The following is a 17,733-nucleotide window of genomic DNA, read 5'->3' as shown; positions in this document are numbered from 1 at the left end:
GGCCGATGGAGGGGCGTCGTCCCGAATTGCCGTTGATCCTCATCGTCGACGATCAGAAGAGCAACCTGCGTGTCCTCGGTGATCTGCTGCGCAACGAGGCGCGCATCATGCTGGCCAAGAGTGGCGTCCAGGCGCTGACCAAAGCGGCCCGCGAGCATCCCGATCTGATCCTGCTGGACGTGGTGATGCCAGGCATCGACGGCCTGCAGCTGATCCAGCTGTTCAAGCGCCGCGCCGAGACCAGTGCCATCCCGGTGATCTTCATCACCGCCGCCAACGACCTGCACCGCGAGGTCGAGTGTTTCGAGCTGGGCGCCAGCGATTTCATCCAGAAGCCCTTCAATCCGCTCGCCGTGCTGGCGCGGGTACGGCTGCACCTGCAACTGGCCCGGCAGCGCCGGCTGCTGGAAGAGCTGGCGCACATGGATCCGCTGACGGCGGTGGGCAACCGCCGCCGCTTCGATGAGCAACTGGCGATCGAATGGCAGCTGGCGGTCTCCCGCCGTGGTTCCCTGGCTATCGCCATGCTCGATATCGACTACTTCAAGCAGTACAACGATACCCACGGCCATGGTGCGGGCGATCAGGCGCTGGCGCGGGTGGCCCAGGTGCTGGAACAGCGCATCCGTGAGCGGGACTGCCTGGCGCGTTATGGTGGGGAGGAGTTCGTGCTGTTGCTGCCGGGCGCCTCGCGTACCGCGGCCGAAGCGGTGCTGGAGCGCTGCCGCCAGGGCATCGCCGAATTGCGCATCGCTCACCCGCTGGCGGAGGACCGCCTCTGGCTGACCATGAGCATGGGTCTGGCGTGCTGCAATCCGACGCCCGAGCAGACCCCGGAAGAGATGCTCAAGGCCGCCGACAACCTGCTCTATCAGGCCAAGGCGGAAGGTCGCGATCGCCTGGTCAGTCGCAGCTTCTAGTCCTGCCGAAGGGCTGGCTAGGCGTCCTTGCCGGGGCTTGGCAGCAGATGCACCCGGTTACGGCCTTCGGCCTTGGCCTGATACAGCGCCTGGTCGGTCTGTTCGATGAAGGCTTCGTGGTCATCGCCGCTTTGCGGCTGGATGCTGCCAACGCCGATGGAAATGGTGACGAAGCCCAGGTCACTGCCGGAGTGGGCGACCTGCAGTCGCTCGACGCCCGCGCGGCAGGCTTCGGCAACCTTGCGCGCACCTTCGGCGTCGGTCTCCGGCAGCACCATGGCGAATTCCTCGCCACCGTAGCGGGCTACCAGATCCGCCGGGCGCTTGAGTTGCTCGGTCAGCACCGCGGCCACCTTCTTCAGGCAGAGGTCGCCGCTGAGATGGCCATAGGTGTCGTTGTAGCGCTTGAAGTGGTCGACGTCGCACAGCAGCAGGGCCAGCGGCTGGCGATTGCGCCGGGCACGCAGCCATTCGCCTTCGTAGGTCTGGTCGAAGTGACGACGGTTGTTGATGCCGGTGAGGCTGTCGATGGCCACCAGCTTTTGCAGCTGGATGTTGGCCTCGGCGAGCTGGCGTTGGCTTTCGCGCAGGAAGCGGAACGCTTCGTCGCGCTGGGCCCGCAATACATGGGCCTCGGAGTGGTAGCGCACCCGCGCCAGCAGTTCCAGCTTGTCGGGCAGCTTGACCAGGTAGTCGTTGGCGCCCGTGGCGAAGCTCTGCGCCTTGACCTGGGGGTCTTCCTTGGACGAGAGCACCACGATGGGGACATCGCGCAGCGCCGGCTCGGCACGGAAGCGCTTGACCGTTTCCAGGCCGTCGATCTCGGGCATGATCAGGTCCTGCAAGACCACCGTGGGCTTGAGTTGCAGGGCCATGTTGACCGCCTGGTTGGCATCCAGGCAGTAATGCAGTTCGATGTCGGGCTGATCCGCGACCATCCGGCGCAGGGCTTCGATGATGATCAGCTGATCATCCACCAGCAGCAGGCGCACCTTGGGGGCGGTCAGGCTGTCCAGGGCGTTACCCTCGTCTGTGGCCATTACTGCGAGTCCTTCTGCGAGCGGGGTCGGGCGTCCCGAGTCTCATCTTGGCCAGTCCCTGCCGCTGCATCGTCCAACGCTCCTGTTGGCGACCTGTCATGTCGAGCTCCGTGAGCCTGCGCCGAAGCGCCTTTGCAGCCAGGCACCGATCTGGGTGGGGCTGAGGACGCGCTCCGCGGCGCCCATTCTAACCGCAGCCGCGGGCATGCCGTATACGGCGCAACTGGCTTCATCCTGGGCCAGCGTCGGAGAGCCGCTCTGGCGCAGGGCATAGAGGCCGCTGGCACCGTCGCGTCCCATGCCGGTCAGCAGGATACCCAGCGCCTTGCCCGACCTTAGCGGGTGGCTGGCGAGGTGGGTGAAGAACACATCCACCGAGGGACGATAGGGATAGTCGAGCGGTTCGGCGGTGTAGGCGAAGCGTCCCTGTTCGTCCAGCAGCAGGTGGTCATCGCCCAGGGCCACGCAGACCTGGCCAGGCTGCGGCAGGGCGCCGGGCATGGCCGCCGTGACCGGCCAGGCGAGTTGCGTACCGAGCCAGCCAATGAAGCTGGGGGCGAAGCGCCGGTCGATGTGCTGCACCAGCACCACACTCGCCTGGGGCGTTGGCGTCCAGGCGTCGAACAGACTCACCAGGGCCGCCGGGCCGCCGGTGGAGGCACCGATGGCGACCAGGGTGTCCGTGGGTGAGGAAACCGTGCCGGCGGGCGCCGGCGCGGTGAAGGGCGCGGGGCGGGCGGCGCGCTCTGGCAGGCGCACCAGCGGCTCGATCCGGGCGATCTTGCGCAGCAGGGCGCCGCCATCGGCGCCGCCGCTCAGTGCCGGGGTGGCGGTCACGTCCAGGGCGCCCGCGCCCATGGCGCGAAACACCCCTTCGCAATCGTCGGGGGTGGCGGTCACCATGAGGATGGCGCAAGGCGATCGGGCCATGATCCGGCGCGTCGCCTCGATGCCATCCAGACGCGGCATCTGCAGATCCATGAGGATGAGGTCGGGGCGGTCTTCGGCGCAGCGTGCCACGGCTTCCTCGCCGTCGTGGGCGATCCAGGCGACCGTATGGCGCCCGTCGCTCGCCAGCAGGCGGCGCAGGGCTTCGGTGGCCAGCAGCAGATCGTTGACGATGGCGATTCTCATGGCGCTCCGATGAGGTCCTGCACGGCGGTGATGAGGGCGTCGTCGTGGAAACTGCCCTTGGTCAGATAGTAGTCGGCACCAGCCTGCATGCCCTTGAGCCGATCCTCCGGACGGTCCTTGTAGGACACGATCATGACCGGCAGGGCATGCAGCCGCGGATCGCGGCGTACCAGCTCCACCAGTTCGATGCCGTTCATGCGCGGCATGTCGATGTCCGACAGCAGCATGTCGAATTCGCCGGCGCGCACCGCGTTCCAGCCGTCCATGCCATCGACCGCGACCTCTACCTCGTAACCCTGGCCTTCCAGCAGCTTGCGCTCCATCTCGCGCACGGTAAGGGAATCGTCCACCACCAGGATTCGCTTGACTCGGCGACTGGCGGCGACGGTACCACCCTGCACCTGGCGCAGGCGGCCTTCGCCGAGCAGACGCTCGATACCCGTCAGCAGGTCGGCGACGTCCAGCAGGAGCACCGGGCTGCCATCGTCGAGCAGGGCGCCCGCGGTGACCGAGCGCAGCTTGCCGAAGATCTCGTCGAGCGGCTTGAGCGCCAGGCCCTGCTCGCCACGCAGGCGATCCACCACCAGGCCATAACGCCGCTCGCCGCCGCCGATCACTAGCACCGCCAGATCACCGCTGGGCGGAGCGCCCTCCAGTTCCAGCAGCTGGTGGGCGGCGACCAGGCCCAGGCGATCGTCGCCCAGCAGGAAGAAGGCCTTGCCCTCCAGCGAATGGACCTCGGCCGCTTCCAGGCGCAGCACTCGTTCGATGCGATTGACCGGCAGGGCATAGGCCTCGCCGGCAATGTCGACGATGAGGGCGCGGACGATGGAGCGGCTGACCGGCACCAGCAGATGGGTGCTGAAGCCTTCACCGGGACGGGTTTCCAGGCGCACCTCGCCATCCAGGGCGCGGATGGCGTCGGCTACCACGTCGAGCCCCACGCCGCGCCCGGACAACTCGGTAACCGTTTCCTTGAGGCTGAAGCCTGGCAGCAGCAGGAATTCCAGCAGTTCGGCCGGGCTCAACTCGGCGGCGACCTGGGGTGGACTCAGCCGCCGGGCGATGACCGCGGCGCGAATGCGCTCCAGGTCCAGGCCGCGACCATCGTCGTGCAGGCTGACCTGCAGGCGGCCGGCGACATGGCGGGCCTCGAGACGGATCTGACCGCAGTCGGGCTTGCCCAGGGCGCGGCGTTCGGCAGGTAACTCCAGACCGTGGTCCACGGCATTGCGCAACAGATGGTTGAGCGGACTCTCCAGGCGCGTGAGCACCTCGCGGTCGATCAGGGTATCGGCGCCGTCCACCTGCAGCACCGCTTCCTTGTCCAGGCCGCGGGCCAGATCCCGTACCAAGCGGGGAAAACCCTGGACCGCGTCGCGCAGCGGGCGCATCCGTACCCCGAGCACCTCGTCCAGCAGGCCCTGGCAGACTCCCAGCAGGCGTCGTTCATAGGCTTCCAGGGCCTGCAGCTGCTGCTGATAGCGATCGAGCAGGCTCTCCTGGCGCTGGCGCAGTTCGCTGCTGGCCGCCGATGCCTGACCGAACAGGCCCTGCAGCTCCCCGCGATAACCCTGGAAACCCTGGACCAGGCCGTGCAGCCCAAGGCCCATCACGCGGGCCTCGCTGGTCAGGGCGAGAATCTGGTTGAAGCGGCCGCTATCGACCCGCAGAAGGTCACGAGTGCGTTCGGCGTCGGCAGCGGGTTCTTCCGGCGCGGTCGGTGCGGGCGGCGGATCGCGCGGGACCACCGGGGCGGGCGAGGCCGGGGCGCTGTCACCGGCGCTGAGGGCTTGCGCCAGTGCGCGCTGGGCATCGCGCTGTTCGACCTGCCAGCGCTGGCTGGCGGCTTCGTCCAGGCGGCTGACCTCGCCGAGGAAATCGACGCAGCGAAACAGCTGATCCAGATCCCCGGCGCCGAGCTGACGGCGCCCGGTCTGCACCGCCACCAGACAATCCTCCATGGCGTGGGTGAGTTCGACCAGTCCGTCCAGGTCGACGATACGCGCCGCGCCCTTGATGGAATGGGCCGCACGCATCATGGGTTCGATCACCGAGGTATCGGTGGGATCACGCTCCAGCCGCAGCAGGCCGGCATCCAGCGCCTGCAGATGACTCTGCACCTCGCTGGCGAAGAGATCATAGAGCGACATCTCGCGCACATCGCGCGGTGGCTGGCTCATCGCAGCGCCTCTTCCAGGGCCCGCTCCAGCCGCGCCAGATCGATCAGGCCGACCTGATGCGGACCTTCGCGATAGACGCCGCCGAGATAGCTGAGCAGTTCGCCGCCCAAGGTGGCCGGCGGCGGCTGCACGTCGCTCGGCGCATAGCGCTGCAGGCCCAGGACCTCGTCCACCTGCACGGCCCAGTCACGGCGACCGACGCGCAGCAGCAACAGGCGTGGAAAGCCGCCGGTCTGGCCTGCCGGGGCCACCGCCAAGAGGAGATCCAGGGCGATACAGGGATGCAGCTGGCCGCGCACCGGCACGATGCCGCGCAGCAGCGGCGAGCGTCGGTGGGGGATGCGGTGCGCCACGGTGGGTTCGCTGGCCGTGACCAGGCAACTGCCGGGCAGACCCAGCCATTCCGCACCGAGGCGGAAGACCAGGGCGCTGGCCGAGCGGGCCTGACGATCATCCGGTGGCTGGGCATAGCGTTCGGCCCAGTCGAGGCGCTCCGCAGAGGTGAGGTCGCGCGTCAGACTCATGCGTCCTCACCTCCGCGGGTCTGGATGCGGGCGGCGCGTTCGCGCAGGCGACCGGCTTCGTCCAGGCGACCGGCTCTTTCGCAGATCAACGCCAGGCGACAGAGCGCCGGATAGTGGCCGGGCTCCAGATAGAGTGCCTGGCGCAGCGCCCGCTCGGCCTCGGCGGCGCGGTCGTCGGGCAGGATGAGCGCCAGCAGGAAGTGGGCGCCCGCCTGGCCGCGGTCTGCCTCCAACAGGCGGCGCAGCAGGGCTTCGGCTTCGGCGCCGCGCCCCGCATCGGCGAGGCGCTGGGCCTCCTCCAGTGCCGGGCGTTGGGGGGCGACGGGCGCGGCCGGCTCGGACGCTGGCGCGCTTCTGGACCGCAGGCGCGCAGGCAGCGGGTGGCTGGGCCAGGGCGAGCGGGTGGTGGTCTTGCGGCGAGGCGCCGGCACCGTGGCTGGAGACCGCACCAGCTCGGGCGTGGCCGCCTGCCGCTTGATCAGCGCCGAGGCGTGGGCGACGCCCAGGCTGGCGAAGCCATGGCGCATGGCGCTCACCATTTCCGAACTGCCAACGCAGAGCAGGCCGTCGTCGTGCATCAGCGCGGCCAGGTGGCTAAGCGCACGGCCCTGGGTCTGGTCATCGAAGTAGATCAGCAGATTGCGGCAGAGCACCACGTCGAAGGCGGCGCCGTCGCGCAGGCTGCCCAGCTGAAGGATATTGCCCTGGCGAAAGCGCACCTGGTTGCGCACCGCCTCGGCCAGGCGGTGGCGATCGCCTTCGGGGTCGAAGTAGCGCTCGCGAAAGGCGAGATCCCGCGCGCGAAAGGAGTTGCGCCCATAGAGCCCACGGCGGGCACGCTCCAGCGACGGTTCGTTGATATCCACCGCAGTGACCTGGAACGCGGTGGCTGGCAGCCCGGTATCGAACAGGGCCATCGCCAGGGTGTAGGGCTCTTCGCCGGTGGAGCAGGGCAGGCTGAGCAGGCGTACCGGCAAACCGGTCCGGGCATGGCGCTCCTGGGCAAAGCGGGCGGCGTGGGCGATCGCCTGGGGATCGCGAAAGAACCAGGTCTCGGGAATGACCAGCAGGTCCAGCAGATCGGCGAATTCGGCCTCGTCTTCGAGGATACGCGCGACATAGGACTCCGCGTCGTTTTCCTGGCGCTCGCGCAGCCGCTGGCGGATGGCGCGGGCCAGCATGTCGTCGGCGATGGCCAGGCCGGTGCGCGCCCGCACCAGGGGGGCAAGACGGGGATCGAGCGTCACGCGGCCTCCTGGAACAGCAGGGCGGCCAGGGCCGGCGAGAGCAGCCGGTCCAGGTCCAGCCACAACCAGAGGCCTTCGGGTGTTTCCAGCACGTCGCCGAGCCAGGGATAGTCGGGCAGGCGGATACCGGCCGGACGCCGCGAGGTGGCGCTGATCCGGTGTACGCCAGCGACGCCTTCCACCACCAGGCCGAGCGGCCGATGGCCACTGGTGGGCAGGGGATAGTCCACCAGCAGGATGCGCGTGTCCTGCCGCGCCCGAGCGCCCGGGGCACCGCTCATGGCGGCGACGTCCACCACCGGGATCGCTTCACCGTGCAGGTTCATCAGGCCGGCGACCCCGGGCGGCGCGGCGGGAAACCGGGAGAGCTGGAGAAAGGGCAGCACCTGGCGGATGACCGCCGTGGGCAGGGCCGCGGCGGTATCGGCCAGTTGAAAGACCAGGATCTGCATGCTCAACGGGTGACCGAGAAGGTAGCGACGCTGCTCTGCAGGTCCTGCGCCGCCTGCTGGAGATACTGGACGGCCTCACTGGTGGCCTTGAGCGCCTCGGTGGTCTGCTGGGTGCTGTCGTTGAGCTGGGTGATGGTCTCGGCGATCTGGCCAGCGCCTATCGCCTGGGACTGCATGCCTTCCAGGACGATGTCGAAGCGCGCCGGCAATTTCTGTACGTCTTCGATCACCTCGGCCAGCTGATCGCTGACGCTTGCCACTTCCTGCACGCTGCGGCGGATTTCCTCGGAGAACTTGTCCATGCCCATGACGCTGGCGGATACCGCGGAATTCATGTCCTTGAGCATCTGCTCGATATCGTCGGTCGCGGCGGTGGTCTGGTCCGACAGGCGGCGGATCTCGGTCGCCACCACCGAGAAGCCGCGACCCGCCTCACCGGCCTTTTCCGCCTCGATGGCGGCGTTGAGCGACAGCAGATTGGTCTGGTCGGCCACTTTGGTGATGGTGGTCAGCACCTTGTTGATGTGGCTGGATTTCTCCGACAGGGCGGCGAGCTTGGCGTTGATGGAGTCGGTCGCCGCCACCATGCGCTGCATGGTGCCATCCATGCTCGTCAGGCTGGTGCGCGCCTGTACCGCGCCATTGGTGGTCTCGTCCGCCACCTGCACGGCTTCTTCCATGGTGCGGACCAGGGCATTGGCGTTGGCGGCGATTTCCCGTGTGGTGCTCAGCACCTCCACGCTGGTCTGGGCCTGTTCGATGCTGGTGGCTTCCTGCTGGCGCGAGGACGCGGCAATTTCCGTCGTGGAAGAGGTCACCTGGATGCCGGCGCGCTGGACCTTGGCGATCATGCCGCGCAGGTCCTCGATCATCTTGCCCAGGCCGCGGGCCAGTTGGCCGATGGCATCGTCGCCACTGACCGCGGTGCGCCCGGTGAGGTCTCCCGCTGCGGCCTTGTTGACCACCCCGAGCAGGTCGTCGACGTCAGCACGCAGACGCTGCATCAATGCCTGCTCGCGGGCATGGTCGTCCTGGATCTGCTGGGCCATCTGATTGAAGGCCAGCCCTACCTGGCCCAGTTCGTCCCGGCCCTGCACCTTCACCCGGGCGCTGCTTTCGCCCGCGGAGATCCGTGCCACCGTGTCGGTCAGGGCACGAATCGAGCGCAGCAGGTGATGGGAGAGCAACCAGGCGATGAGCGCGGCCAACAGTACGCAGAAGGAGCCGCCCGCGACCAGGGTCCAGGTCAGCTGGCTACGTACCTCTTCGGTATGGTCGGCGCGCTGGGCGGACAGGTGGCGCTCGTCATCGGCGATGCTCTGGATCTGCTGGCGCATGGCTGCGACCTGGCTGATCAAGGCGGTGATCAGCGGCTCGTTGGCCAACTGCGCTGGAGAGAGATTGCCGGTGTCACGCAGCCGCAGCAGGGGTTCGAAAGTCTGTTGCCGCCAACTGTCGAGATCCGCGGTCAGCCGCGCGAGGCGCTGCTGTTGCTCGGGATTGTCCTGGGTCAGCCGCTGGGGCACGCGCACCGCTGCCATCAGCAGAGGCAGCGCCTGGCGGGCAACCTCGGCGTCGGCGGCGGCTCCGGAATACCAGTAGTTGCGCACCTTGGCACGGGCTTCGAGGAGGTTGTTGTCCAGCGCCGTGACGGACAGCAGTACCTCGGCGGTATGCCGGTCCCAGCGATTGGCATCGACCAGGCTCTGCAACGACGCATAGGTCAACCAGAGCAGCAGGACCACCAGGGCAATGATGGCGGCGAAGCCGGCGAAGAGTTTGTTCTGGATGCGAATGTTGTTGAGCATGGGCACCGGTGCTGGCGGACGAGGGCTGGGGGAGTGAGCCCTGCGGGCCACTCGGGCTGTCCGCTAAAAGTAGCACGGCCATACATTTATGTGAGTTGAAGCTCAGTTCTGGACAGGCTGAGTAAAGTGGGGCGGAGGGGTGCCCAGGCTCAACGCCAAGGGCAGCCTGCCAAGGGTAGCGACTACCAGGCGGCTGCCGGCCCGATGGGCGGTTGTCAGGAGGAGACAGCGTCGCTTTCAGCCTCGGTCTTACGGGTACCGTGGCTGTTCTGGCCACCCTTGCGCCCGGCTTCAGAGGCTCGCGCGGGATTGTTGGCGAAGTTTCCACCACTGGCTCGTCCACCCTTGCGTCCGGCATCGGCGGCACGTTCGCGATTGTTGGCGAAGTTGCCTGGATTGCTGCTCTTGTTAGCCATAAGAACTTCTCCCACTTCAGGTTACTCACGAGTCGAGCGCCGTGCCCCCCAAAGGCCAGGCGGTTCGCTTATTGAGAGTAGGAGTTTAACGAGCGAGTTCGAGCAGGCTGATAGGAGGGCGTTTTATTGGACGACGTTTAATTTGAATACAAGGCTTGAGTTTCTACTGGCCGGGCTAGAGCCCCTGAAAAGAAAGTTGTACAGGGGTTGTAAAGGATTTCAGCGGTTTTACTGCCAATGTCTGGGCAATAACCCTGGAGTGCCGACATTTTTTGAAATAGATCGCAGAAAGGCGCGCCCAGGCTGGTGTCCGGCGCGGTCAATAACTGAGACGTCTATTCTGCCGTCGCGTTCTTTTTGGACATGGAAGATGTCATTCCAAGGTTCCGTATTTAGCGCGGTGGTTTAGTGGCCTCTCAATAAGCAAAATTGTTCAGGCACTCTTTCCAGAGCCTCTGGTTGCCTTATTAACGGACGCCGGGTCCCTAATATGATAGCCAGGGGTTGAAGGGTTTTCCGATAAAGTTTAATGCGATAGTTATAGACTGGATAGCAAGTTTCCCAAAAAACGGGTTGCTCGATTTTCTCTTTTGTGAGAAAAAATCCCGAAAATGGGAGGTGGACGATGCTCGATGAACGCCTGGCACTCAGACTCAAGGCCTTGCGCCTCGAAAGTGGTCTGTCACTCGAACAGCTGGCGACCCTCAGCGGAGTGAGTCGCGCAACCCTGTCACGGCTGGAAAATGCCGAGGTCAGCCCGACGACGGCGGTGCTTGGCCAGCTCTGTTCGGCCTACGGCCTGACCCTGACGCGCCTGCTGCATAGCGTGGAGCAGTCTTTTCCGGCACAGGTCCAGCGCCAGGCCCAGCAGGTCTGGACGGATCCCGCGCAGGCCTTTAGCCGCCGCTCCGTGTCACCGCCGGCCCAGGCGCTGGCGGGTGAGGTGATCGAGAGTCAGTTGGGCCCCGGCGTCGATATCCGCTATGAGGCCTCCCCTCGACCAGGCCTCGAACACCATCTGCTGATGCTGGAGGGCGAGTTGCAGCTCTGGATCGAGGAGCAGCCCTATCGGCTGAGCAGTGGCGATTGCCTGCGCTATCGCCTGTGGGGCAGCAGTCGTTTTCTCAGCGGCGCTGCCGGCGCTCGCTATCTCTTGTTCATGATCTGAGGAGCTGCCATGACCACTGCTTGTCGCATCGAACGGCTGGAGGTCGCCGACCTCAAGGCGCACCTGGACGAATTCCAGCAGCTGCTGGCCGCCTGTGTGCTGGAGGGGGCGAGCATCGGCTTCATCCTGCCGCTCACCGACGCCGTGAATCATCGCTTCTGGACCGAAGGAGTCGCGCCGGGCCTGGCCCGCGGCGATCGCCTGCTGTTCGCCGCCCTCCAGGCCGGGCGTGTGGTCGGCAGCGTGCAACTGGTGCTGGATACCCCGGCCAATCAGCCGCACCGCGCGGAAGTGGTCAAGCTGCTGGTGCATCCGGCGTACCGCCGGCAGGGCCTGGCCCGTCGGCTGATGCAGGCGGTGGAAGCGGCCGCCCAGGCCCAGAGGCGTGAGTTGCTGACCCTGGATACCCGCAGTGATGACCATGCCGAGCCGCTCTATCTGTCCCTCGGCTATCAGGTGGTCGGCAGGATTCCTGGCTACGCCCTGGATGCCCGGCAACCCGAGCGCCGTGACAGCACCACCCTGATGTACAAGACGCTGTCCGCCAGGCCCGCTAAGCTTGGCGCCCCTCGCTGAAAGACACCCCTCGCCATGCGCCTTCGCTCCGCTACCCAACTCTGGCAACTCCTGCGCGCCCAGGCCGAGGCCGGGTGCCGTGAGGCGCCTGCCCTGGCCGCTGGGCTGACGCGTGCGCTGCTCGAACCGGAGGACCTGGCTGCGGCCCTAGGCCGGCGCTGCGCCGAGGCCCTGGCCGAAGATCCGCAACAGGCCGACCGACTCGCCCAGCGCTTCGCCGCCCTGCATGCCGAGCGTCCGGCGCTGGTCGCGTCCGCCTGCGCGGACCTAGAGGCGGTGCTGGCACGGGATCCGGCCTATGCCAGCCTGCTGGAGATATTTCTCTTTTCTAAGGGCTTCCTGGCGCTGCAGGCCCATCGCCTGGGACATGCCCTCTGGGCCCACGACGAGCGTCTGCTGGCGCTGCACCTGCAGGCGCGCTGCAATCGCCTGCTGGCCATCGACATCCACCCGGCCGCACGGCTGGGCTGCGGCATCATGCTCGACCACGGCACCGGCATCGTCATTGGTGAGACCGCGGTGGTGGAGGATGAAGTGTCCATCCTGCAGCAGGTGACCCTGGGCGGTACCGGCAAGGAGCAGGGCGATCGTCATCCCAAGGTGCGTCGCGGCGTGATGATCGGCGCCGGGGTCAAGATCCTTGGCAATCTGGAGATCGGCGAAGGCGCCAAGATCGGTGCCAACAGCGTGGTGCTGCGCCCCGTGGCGCCCCATACCACGGTGGTGGGCATTCCCGCCCGGCCGGTGGGCCGCCCGCGCGACGCCCATCCGGCCGAGAGCATGGATCAGTCCTTCGACGGCTGAGCCAGAAAGACTTCTGCCTTGGGATAGCGCTCGCTGTTCAGGGCGCTGGGCAGCAGGCCCTCGGCCTGGACCAGGCTGCGCACCAGCTCGCGATTGAAGGCGCTGTTGCCCGGATCGGCCAGGTAGTCGGGCAGCGGTAGCCAGCGGGCGTCCTCAATCTCCTCGGGATCCTGGATGGCGATGTCGACATCCAGCGGGTCGAGGCGGCAGACCACATAGAGATTGGACTTGCCGAAACGGTAGGGATGGGTGGTCACCAGGCCGGCGATGCTGCGAAAGGCGCTGTGGATGCCGGTTTCTTCCCAGACCTCGCGGATCACCGCAGGACCCAGGTCCTCACCCAGCTCGACGTGGCCACCCGGTAGCTTGTAGCCCTGGCTGCCGCGTTCGCGGATCGCCAGGAGTTCGCCGTGGCCGTTCAGTACCAGTCCGCCCACACCCAGGCTGTGGGTCGGCACGAAGGGCGCGAAGGCCGTGGGCGTGCCGCGCCAGACCAGGGTCAGTTCCTGTTCGAGACAGTTGTGAAAGACGAAGCCGGCAGCGGTCGCCACGCCGACCAGTTCGCCCAGGGCCAGGGGCAGGGTCAGCCAGATCAGGTTGCGACCTTCGCGCCGGGCCCCGTCGAGCAGCTCCGCCAGGGCTGGGGCGAAGGCCTCGCGGGTGGTGGGCAGCGAGGCGGCGTCGATGATCAGGCCATTGAAGGCATCTTGGCGAAACTGCACGAGGTCTACTCCGCGGGACGTGGCTGGATGGGCGTGGAGGGTACGATACCGGCTTCGCTGGGCAGCAACAGGCTGGCACGCGGGTTGGCGATCTCGATGCCGCGCTCGCGGAAGCGTTCGAGGATGCGGCGGTTGAGTTCGCGCTGCACACCCCAGCGGCCCTTGTCGATGCATCTCATCTGGCCGGCGATGGTCACCATGGAGCCATCGACGGCATCCACGCCCCAGATTTCCAGATCGGCGAGGATCAGGTCCTTGAAGGCGTCGTCGGCGCGCATGCCGGCACCGATATCCTTGAGTTCGGCGATGGCACGCTCGATGTCTTCGGCGTAGCCCACGCTGATGCGCAAGGCGGCGTTGCCCAGGCCGCGGTTGATGTTGTTGACCGCCGACACCGAGCTGAAGGGCACGATGTGCAGGGAGCCGTCCCCGGCGCGCAGGCGCACGGTGCGAATCGACAGGTATTCCACGGTGCCCGAGACCCCGGCCACGGTGACCCAGTCGCCGACCTGCATGGCATTTTCCAGCAGCAGAAAGATGCCGGTGATGAAGTCCTGCACCAGCTTCTGCGAGCCGAAGCCCAGGGCCACGCCGATGATGCTGGCGCTGGCCAGCAGGGGCGTGGTGTTGATGCCCAGTTCGCTCAGGGCGGTCAGGCCGACGATGAGTGCGACCAGGATGAACAGGCCGGTGCGCAACATGGGCAGCAGGGTGCGCAGACGGGCCGCGCGTACCGTGTCACCACGCTCGGTCCAGCTGCTTAGGCGCCGATTCACCGTGACATTGGCGCCTTCCCAGACCACCACGGCGATGATGGCGGCAATGAGGATGGTGAGGAAGGCGGACAGCAGGCTGCGCCCGATGCTGCCGTCACCGAACCAGTCCAGCACGCTCCAGCCCCAGGACTGGAACAGCGCCAGGACCGTGACCAGGGTGACGATCACCCCCACCAGCCAGCGGGCCAGCGGATAGTAGCGCTGCAGGTGCAGATCGATGCTGCTGGCGCCTTCGCTCGGCGCAGGCTGGAACAGGCGGCCGAGCAGGCCGAGCAGGAAAACCGCCGCCAGGCGGCCAAGGATGACGATGCCGGCCGAAAGGGCGACGAAATTCATCAGCCGTGGCAGGCCGTCTTCGATGTCGAGCGCCCACATGGTCCAGCCGCCCAGCACGAAGACCGCGGCGAACAGGGCCCACACCTGACCCAGCCAGGCGCGCAGCACGGTCAGGGCGCCATTGCCGTCCTGGCGCCCGGCGATGCGCATGGCCACCGGTCGGCGGACGTGAAAGATCAGGCCGACCACCAGCAGATGCGCGAGCAGCGAAACCAGTTTGACGATGGCTTCGCGCCCAGCCTCGCTGGCGCCGAGGATGTCCGCCGCCTGCGCCAGCGCCAGGCCAAAGGTGACCAGGGCGACGAAGGCATGCAGCCAGCGCAGCAGCGTGCAGGCCAGTCCCGTCCGTACCTTGAGCAGGCGGATGCCGTGGGCGGCGGGATCGATCAACAGGCGGACGACGATCAGCGCGAGGCGGGTGGTGAGATAGGCACCGATGAAGCCTCCGACCAGTTCGCGCTGGCTGGCGTCCGTCCCCACCAGGTAGTGGATGAGCAGTGCCGCGACCGTCCAGAACACCAGCAGCGGTAGCAGTTCCAGCAGCAGCAGGCCCAGGGCGAAGGGCAGGTGACGCAGCGTGGTCCAGTGTTCCTCGGCGCTGGGCCGGGCGCGCGCGGCAGCGCTGGCGTCGGGGCTGGCGGACTCGGCGACAGGCTCGCTCTGTGGCGGCGCGGCGCTGTCGGCTGGCGCGATGGGCACCTCTTCCAGCTGGTCCACCCCATCGCGCTGGATCTTGACCAGCGCCACGGCAGATTCGGCTGGACGGGTAGCGGCTTCTTCATCGGCGGCGGTGGCAGCGGGGGAAGGCTGCTGAGTGGCCGCCTGCTGGGCCTGGTGCCGAGCGTGGCTGTCGGCCTGATCGGCATGACGCTGCAGGTTTTGCCGCGGGCGTTGGAGTAGCCGGTGCACCAGCCATTCGCCGAGCAGGCCGGCGGCGAAAAGGGTGCCAAGGGTCAGCAGGGCCTGCAACAGGGCGCGGCGGCCCGCTTCGGAGGTAAAGCTGGCACGTGACCAGTCCGGCAAGGTGCGTATCGCCCGCTGCACCTGATTCAGCTCGGCGCCCAGGTGGTCGGCCCAGCGACCGACGCGATTGAGCGTCTGGGCGATAAGGCCGTTGGCCTCCAGGGGTACCAGCGCCTTTTCCTCGCTGGCTGCCGGAGCGGGGGCTGGGGCAGCCGCCGTGGCCGGCGCCGCGGCGGCAGGCGTTCCGCTGGCGCTCGCCGGCTGGCTGGCGATGGCCTGAAGCGTCAGGATCAGCTCCTGGCGACGTTGCGGATCCTGCAACAGGGCCGCGACCTGGCGCGCCTGCTGCGGGTCGAGTCCGGCAGGGGCGTTGGCAGGGGTTTCGGCAGCCCGCAGGGGTAGGGCGAGGAACAGCAGCAACAGGGAGAGCAGGAGAGTCGGCATGGGCAGGGCAGCGGTCATGGCCAGGAGTCAGCCAGTTAGGACCTTCTATCGCCGCCTATGCTCCCTTCAACCTGCGATCGTCTGCCGCTGCAGGCGGCGCCAGTCGCCGGGCGTCTGCTCGGTCCAGCGCTTGAACGCGCGCTGGAAGGCAGCCGGCGAGGCAAAACCCAGGAGATAGGCGATCTCGCCGAAACTGGCCTCGGTATCGCGGATATAGGCCAACGCCAGGTCGCGGCGGGTGAGATTGAGCAGGGTGCGGTACTGGGTGCCTTCCTCGGCGAGCTTGCGCCTGAGGGTCCAGGAGGGCAGGCGCAACCGTACGGCGATCTGCTCCAGGGTCGGCTCGCCATGGCGCAGCAAGGGCCCCATGACCTCGATCACCCGCTCGCTGAGGCCACGGGTACGCGTCAGGCGGGCACGCTCGGCTTCGCTAAGCGCCAGCAACTGGCGCCAGGTGGCGGGGCAGTGCTCGGGGCCGGTCAGGCTCAGGGCGCGGGCGTCGAGCAAGAGGGCGTTCTCGGCGGCGCCGAATTCCACCGGGCAACCGAAGGCGGCCTCGTAGGGCGCCAGGTCCGCCGGCGCCGGGTATTCGATGAGCACACGGCGGGGCTGCAGGGGACCACCGGCCACGGTGCCCAGCAACGCCAGCCAGGCGCTGAGCACCACGTCGACCACGAAGCTGTTGTAGGCGTTGTAGGGGCTGATGCTATAGAAGTGCAGCCAGGCGTCGCGCCCCTGGGCCGCATAGCGCGACTGGCCACGGTAGTTACGGCCATAGAGCGGCTCCAGCGCCAGCAGCGTTTCCGCGGCATGGCGGACATCCGGTGCCTGGGCCACCGTCACCCCCGCGAGCCCGAGGAAGGCCGGACGCATCGCCTGGCCCATGGCCAGACCCAGCGCCGGATCGCCGGTCAGCTCCAGGGCGGCATGACCAAGACGCATGTAGTGGGGGATCGACAGCCGTCCACCGGGTTCGGCCAGCCGCGCCGCCGTCAGGCCAAAGCGATCGAGCAGACCCGTGGCGTCCGCCCCGCGAGTGGCCACCGCGGCGGCCAGCGCCAGCACGAAACCGGTGGAGAGGTCGCCCAGGCGCAGCGCGGGTGCGCTCATAGCCGCAGATTGAGCAGCTTGCTGCCGCTGCGGGCGGGGTCGGTCGCCGATTCTCCGTCCGGCGTGAAGGCCTGACTGGGGCCGCTGGCCTGCCATTCCCAGAGGCGTCCCCGCAGGTGAACTTCCAGCGCGGCGCGGATACCGGCGGCGCGCAGACGCTGAGGATCGAAGGGCGCGGGTGCCGGGGTGGCCTCCGAGGCAAGGGCGGGAATGGCCAGTAGATCGACCTGGGGGGCGTCCAGCACGCCAGTGCGTCCGGTATCACTACCCTGGATGACGCCCAGGCGGCCCAGCGGCGTATCCAGCCGCAGCAGCGGCGGACTGAGGTCATCGCCTACCTCGCTGGCCGTCAGCGGTCGCACCAGCGGCTCGCCCAGTGGTTTGCCATCAGGGCCAAACACAAGGGTGACATTGCGTAGCGGTCCGCTGCCCACCTGCAATTCGCCGTCGACTAGCGCCGGACCGGGCAGGACGATGGAGCCGGCCACCAGGGTGACGCCGTACTCGCGGGCGAGGCCGGCGAAGAGCTGCTGATAGGCACTCGCCATGTCCCAGGCCTTCATGCGCAGCAAGCTATCGGCCAGGCGGCGATCCCCTGCGCTCTGGAACCAGGCCCGGGCGACCCGCAGCGGGTTGCCCAGGACCAGCCATTCGATGGCTTCCTTGCTCTGAGCGGCGGCGTAGACCTCGGGCTTTTCGCCCATCAGCGCCAGGGGCGTGCCCAGGTGCTCGGGCAGCACCACGATGGTCTGGGCGCCGATCAGGCCCAGCCGGCGGGCATTGGCCAGGTAGGCGTCGAGCTTGAGACGCAGCCGCTCGGGATTGCCATAGTCCAAGGCCACCAGCTCGGGTTCGATTCCCAGCAGGTTGCCGGTGGCAGCCGCGGCCGGCGTGGTGGTCAGATCCACCGCCAGGCTGCTGCGCAGATCAGACAGGTAATGGAAGGCTGGCCGCTGGGCCACCCAGCCCGCCAGCACGGCGAACAGGGCGATCAGCACCAGGAACACGAGCTTGCGCATCGGCACTCCAGAGCGGTCCCGGCCCCCTTGGCCGGGCGGAATAAAGGTGCTCAGGGTAGGAGACCGCGCCGTCACTGCCAAGGGGTGGCTG

15 protein-coding genes and 1 pseudogene are annotated in these 17,733 nt (G+C 67.5%); 4 read left to right on the top strand and 12 right to left on the bottom strand.

From position 1 onward, the window contains the following. The first annotated feature begins 5 nt into the window (after window positions 1–5). A complete protein-coding gene (locus APT59_RS13795) occupies window positions 6–920 on the top strand; it encodes a diguanylate cyclase domain-containing protein (protein WP_059315379.1) in 915 nt (304 codons plus the stop codon). Window positions 921–937: 17 nt separating this feature from the next. Here APT59_RS13795 and APT59_RS13790 read toward each other — a convergent pair whose 3' ends face one another. From APT59_RS13790 to APT59_RS13755, 8 genes and pseudogenes are all read right to left on the bottom strand, one after another. Then, window positions 938–1,960 carry a diguanylate cyclase domain-containing protein gene (locus tag APT59_RS13790; protein WP_059315378.1) on the bottom strand — a complete coding sequence of 341 codons (1,023 nt, stop codon included), beginning with the start codon at window positions 1,958–1,960 and terminating at the stop codon, window positions 938–940. A 96-nt stretch (window positions 1,961–2,056) separates the two neighbouring features. After that, window positions 2,057–3,094: a chemotaxis-specific protein-glutamate methyltransferase CheB gene (cheB, locus tag APT59_RS13785; protein ID WP_059315377.1), complete on the bottom strand. Its 1,038-nt coding sequence runs from the start codon at window positions 3,092–3,094 to the stop codon at window positions 2,057–2,059. Continuing rightward, on the bottom strand, window positions 3,091–5,277 hold the full coding sequence (locus APT59_RS13780) for a hybrid sensor histidine kinase/response regulator (protein ID WP_059315376.1): 2,187 nt from the start codon (window positions 5,275–5,277) through the stop codon (window positions 3,091–3,093). Before APT59_RS13780 ends, cheB begins: the two co-directional genes overlap by 4 nt. Continuing rightward, window positions 5,274–5,801, bottom strand: coding sequence for a chemotaxis protein CheW (locus APT59_RS13775; RefSeq protein WP_059315375.1), 528 nt, complete (start codon window positions 5,799–5,801; stop codon window positions 5,274–5,276). Before APT59_RS13775 ends, APT59_RS13780 begins: the two co-directional genes overlap by 4 nt. Next, window positions 5,798–7,048, bottom strand: a complete 1,251-nt coding sequence (locus APT59_RS13770) for a CheR family methyltransferase (RefSeq protein ID WP_059315374.1) — start codon at window positions 7,046–7,048, stop codon at window positions 5,798–5,800. The genes APT59_RS13775 and APT59_RS13770 overlap by 4 nt, the downstream gene beginning before the upstream one ends. Beyond that, the gene (locus tag APT59_RS13765) at window positions 7,045–7,500 is read right to left on the bottom strand and encodes a chemotaxis protein CheW (protein ID WP_059315373.1); all 456 of its coding nucleotides are present in this window, start codon (window positions 7,498–7,500) and stop codon (window positions 7,045–7,047) included. The genes APT59_RS13770 and APT59_RS13765 overlap by 4 nt, the downstream gene beginning before the upstream one ends. A gap of 2 nt (window positions 7,501–7,502) precedes the next feature. After that, the gene (locus APT59_RS13760) at window positions 7,503–9,308 is read right to left on the bottom strand and encodes a methyl-accepting chemotaxis protein (protein ID WP_059315372.1); all 1,806 of its coding nucleotides are present in this window, start codon (window positions 9,306–9,308) and stop codon (window positions 7,503–7,505) included. A gap of 215 nt (window positions 9,309–9,523) precedes the next feature. Further along, window positions 9,524–9,700, bottom strand: a pseudogene (locus APT59_RS13755) (general stress protein); the annotation flags it as partial. Between the two features lie 649 nt (window positions 9,701–10,349). Here APT59_RS13755 and APT59_RS13750 point away from each other — a divergent pair. From APT59_RS13750 to cysE, 3 genes are read left to right on the top strand one after another with little or no spacing between them, the layout of a single operon-like run. Further along, window positions 10,350–10,892 carry a helix-turn-helix domain-containing protein gene (locus tag APT59_RS13750; protein WP_059315370.1) on the top strand — a complete coding sequence of 181 codons (543 nt, stop codon included), beginning with the start codon at window positions 10,350–10,352 and terminating at the stop codon, window positions 10,890–10,892. Between the two features lie 9 nt (window positions 10,893–10,901). Next, on the top strand, window positions 10,902–11,468 hold the full coding sequence (locus APT59_RS13745) for a GNAT family N-acetyltransferase (RefSeq protein WP_059315369.1): 567 nt from the start codon (window positions 10,902–10,904) through the stop codon (window positions 11,466–11,468). A gap of 15 nt (window positions 11,469–11,483) precedes the next feature. Next, entirely contained in the window at window positions 11,484–12,272 is a 789-nt protein-coding gene (gene cysE / locus APT59_RS13740; RefSeq protein ID WP_059315368.1) for a serine O-acetyltransferase, read from the top strand. Here the strand turns inward: cysE and APT59_RS13735 are convergent. The 4 genes from APT59_RS13735 to APT59_RS13720 are packed head-to-tail and all read right to left on the bottom strand — an operon-like array spanning window position 12,254 to window position 17,642. Continuing rightward, a complete protein-coding gene (locus APT59_RS13735) occupies window positions 12,254–12,994 on the bottom strand; it encodes an NUDIX hydrolase (protein ID WP_059315367.1) in 741 nt (246 codons plus the stop codon). The genes cysE and APT59_RS13735 overlap by 19 nt on opposite strands. A gap of 5 nt (window positions 12,995–12,999) precedes the next feature. Beyond that, window positions 13,000–15,531: a mechanosensitive ion channel domain-containing protein gene (locus APT59_RS13730; protein WP_237140519.1), complete on the bottom strand. Its 2,532-nt coding sequence runs from the start codon at window positions 15,529–15,531 to the stop codon at window positions 13,000–13,002. Between the two features lie 48 nt (window positions 15,532–15,579). After that, window positions 15,580–16,623: an AraC family transcriptional regulator gene (locus APT59_RS13725; protein ID WP_059315366.1), complete on the bottom strand. Its 1,044-nt coding sequence runs from the start codon at window positions 16,621–16,623 to the stop codon at window positions 15,580–15,582. Next, the gene (locus APT59_RS13720; protein WP_059315365.1) at window positions 16,620–17,642 is read right to left on the bottom strand and encodes a hypothetical protein; all 1,023 of its coding nucleotides are present in this window, start codon (window positions 17,640–17,642) and stop codon (window positions 16,620–16,622) included. The genes APT59_RS13725 and APT59_RS13720 overlap by 4 nt, the downstream gene beginning before the upstream one ends. Window positions 17,643–17,733: the final 91 nt, after the last annotated feature.

The organism is Pseudomonas oryzihabitans, assembly GCF_001518815.1.
Classification (GTDB): domain Bacteria; phylum Pseudomonadota; class Gammaproteobacteria; order Pseudomonadales; family Pseudomonadaceae; genus Chryseomonas; species Chryseomonas oryzihabitans_E.
The sequence above is the reverse complement of the archived record's forward strand: the minus strand, read 5'-3'. Positions and strand labels throughout refer to the sequence as shown.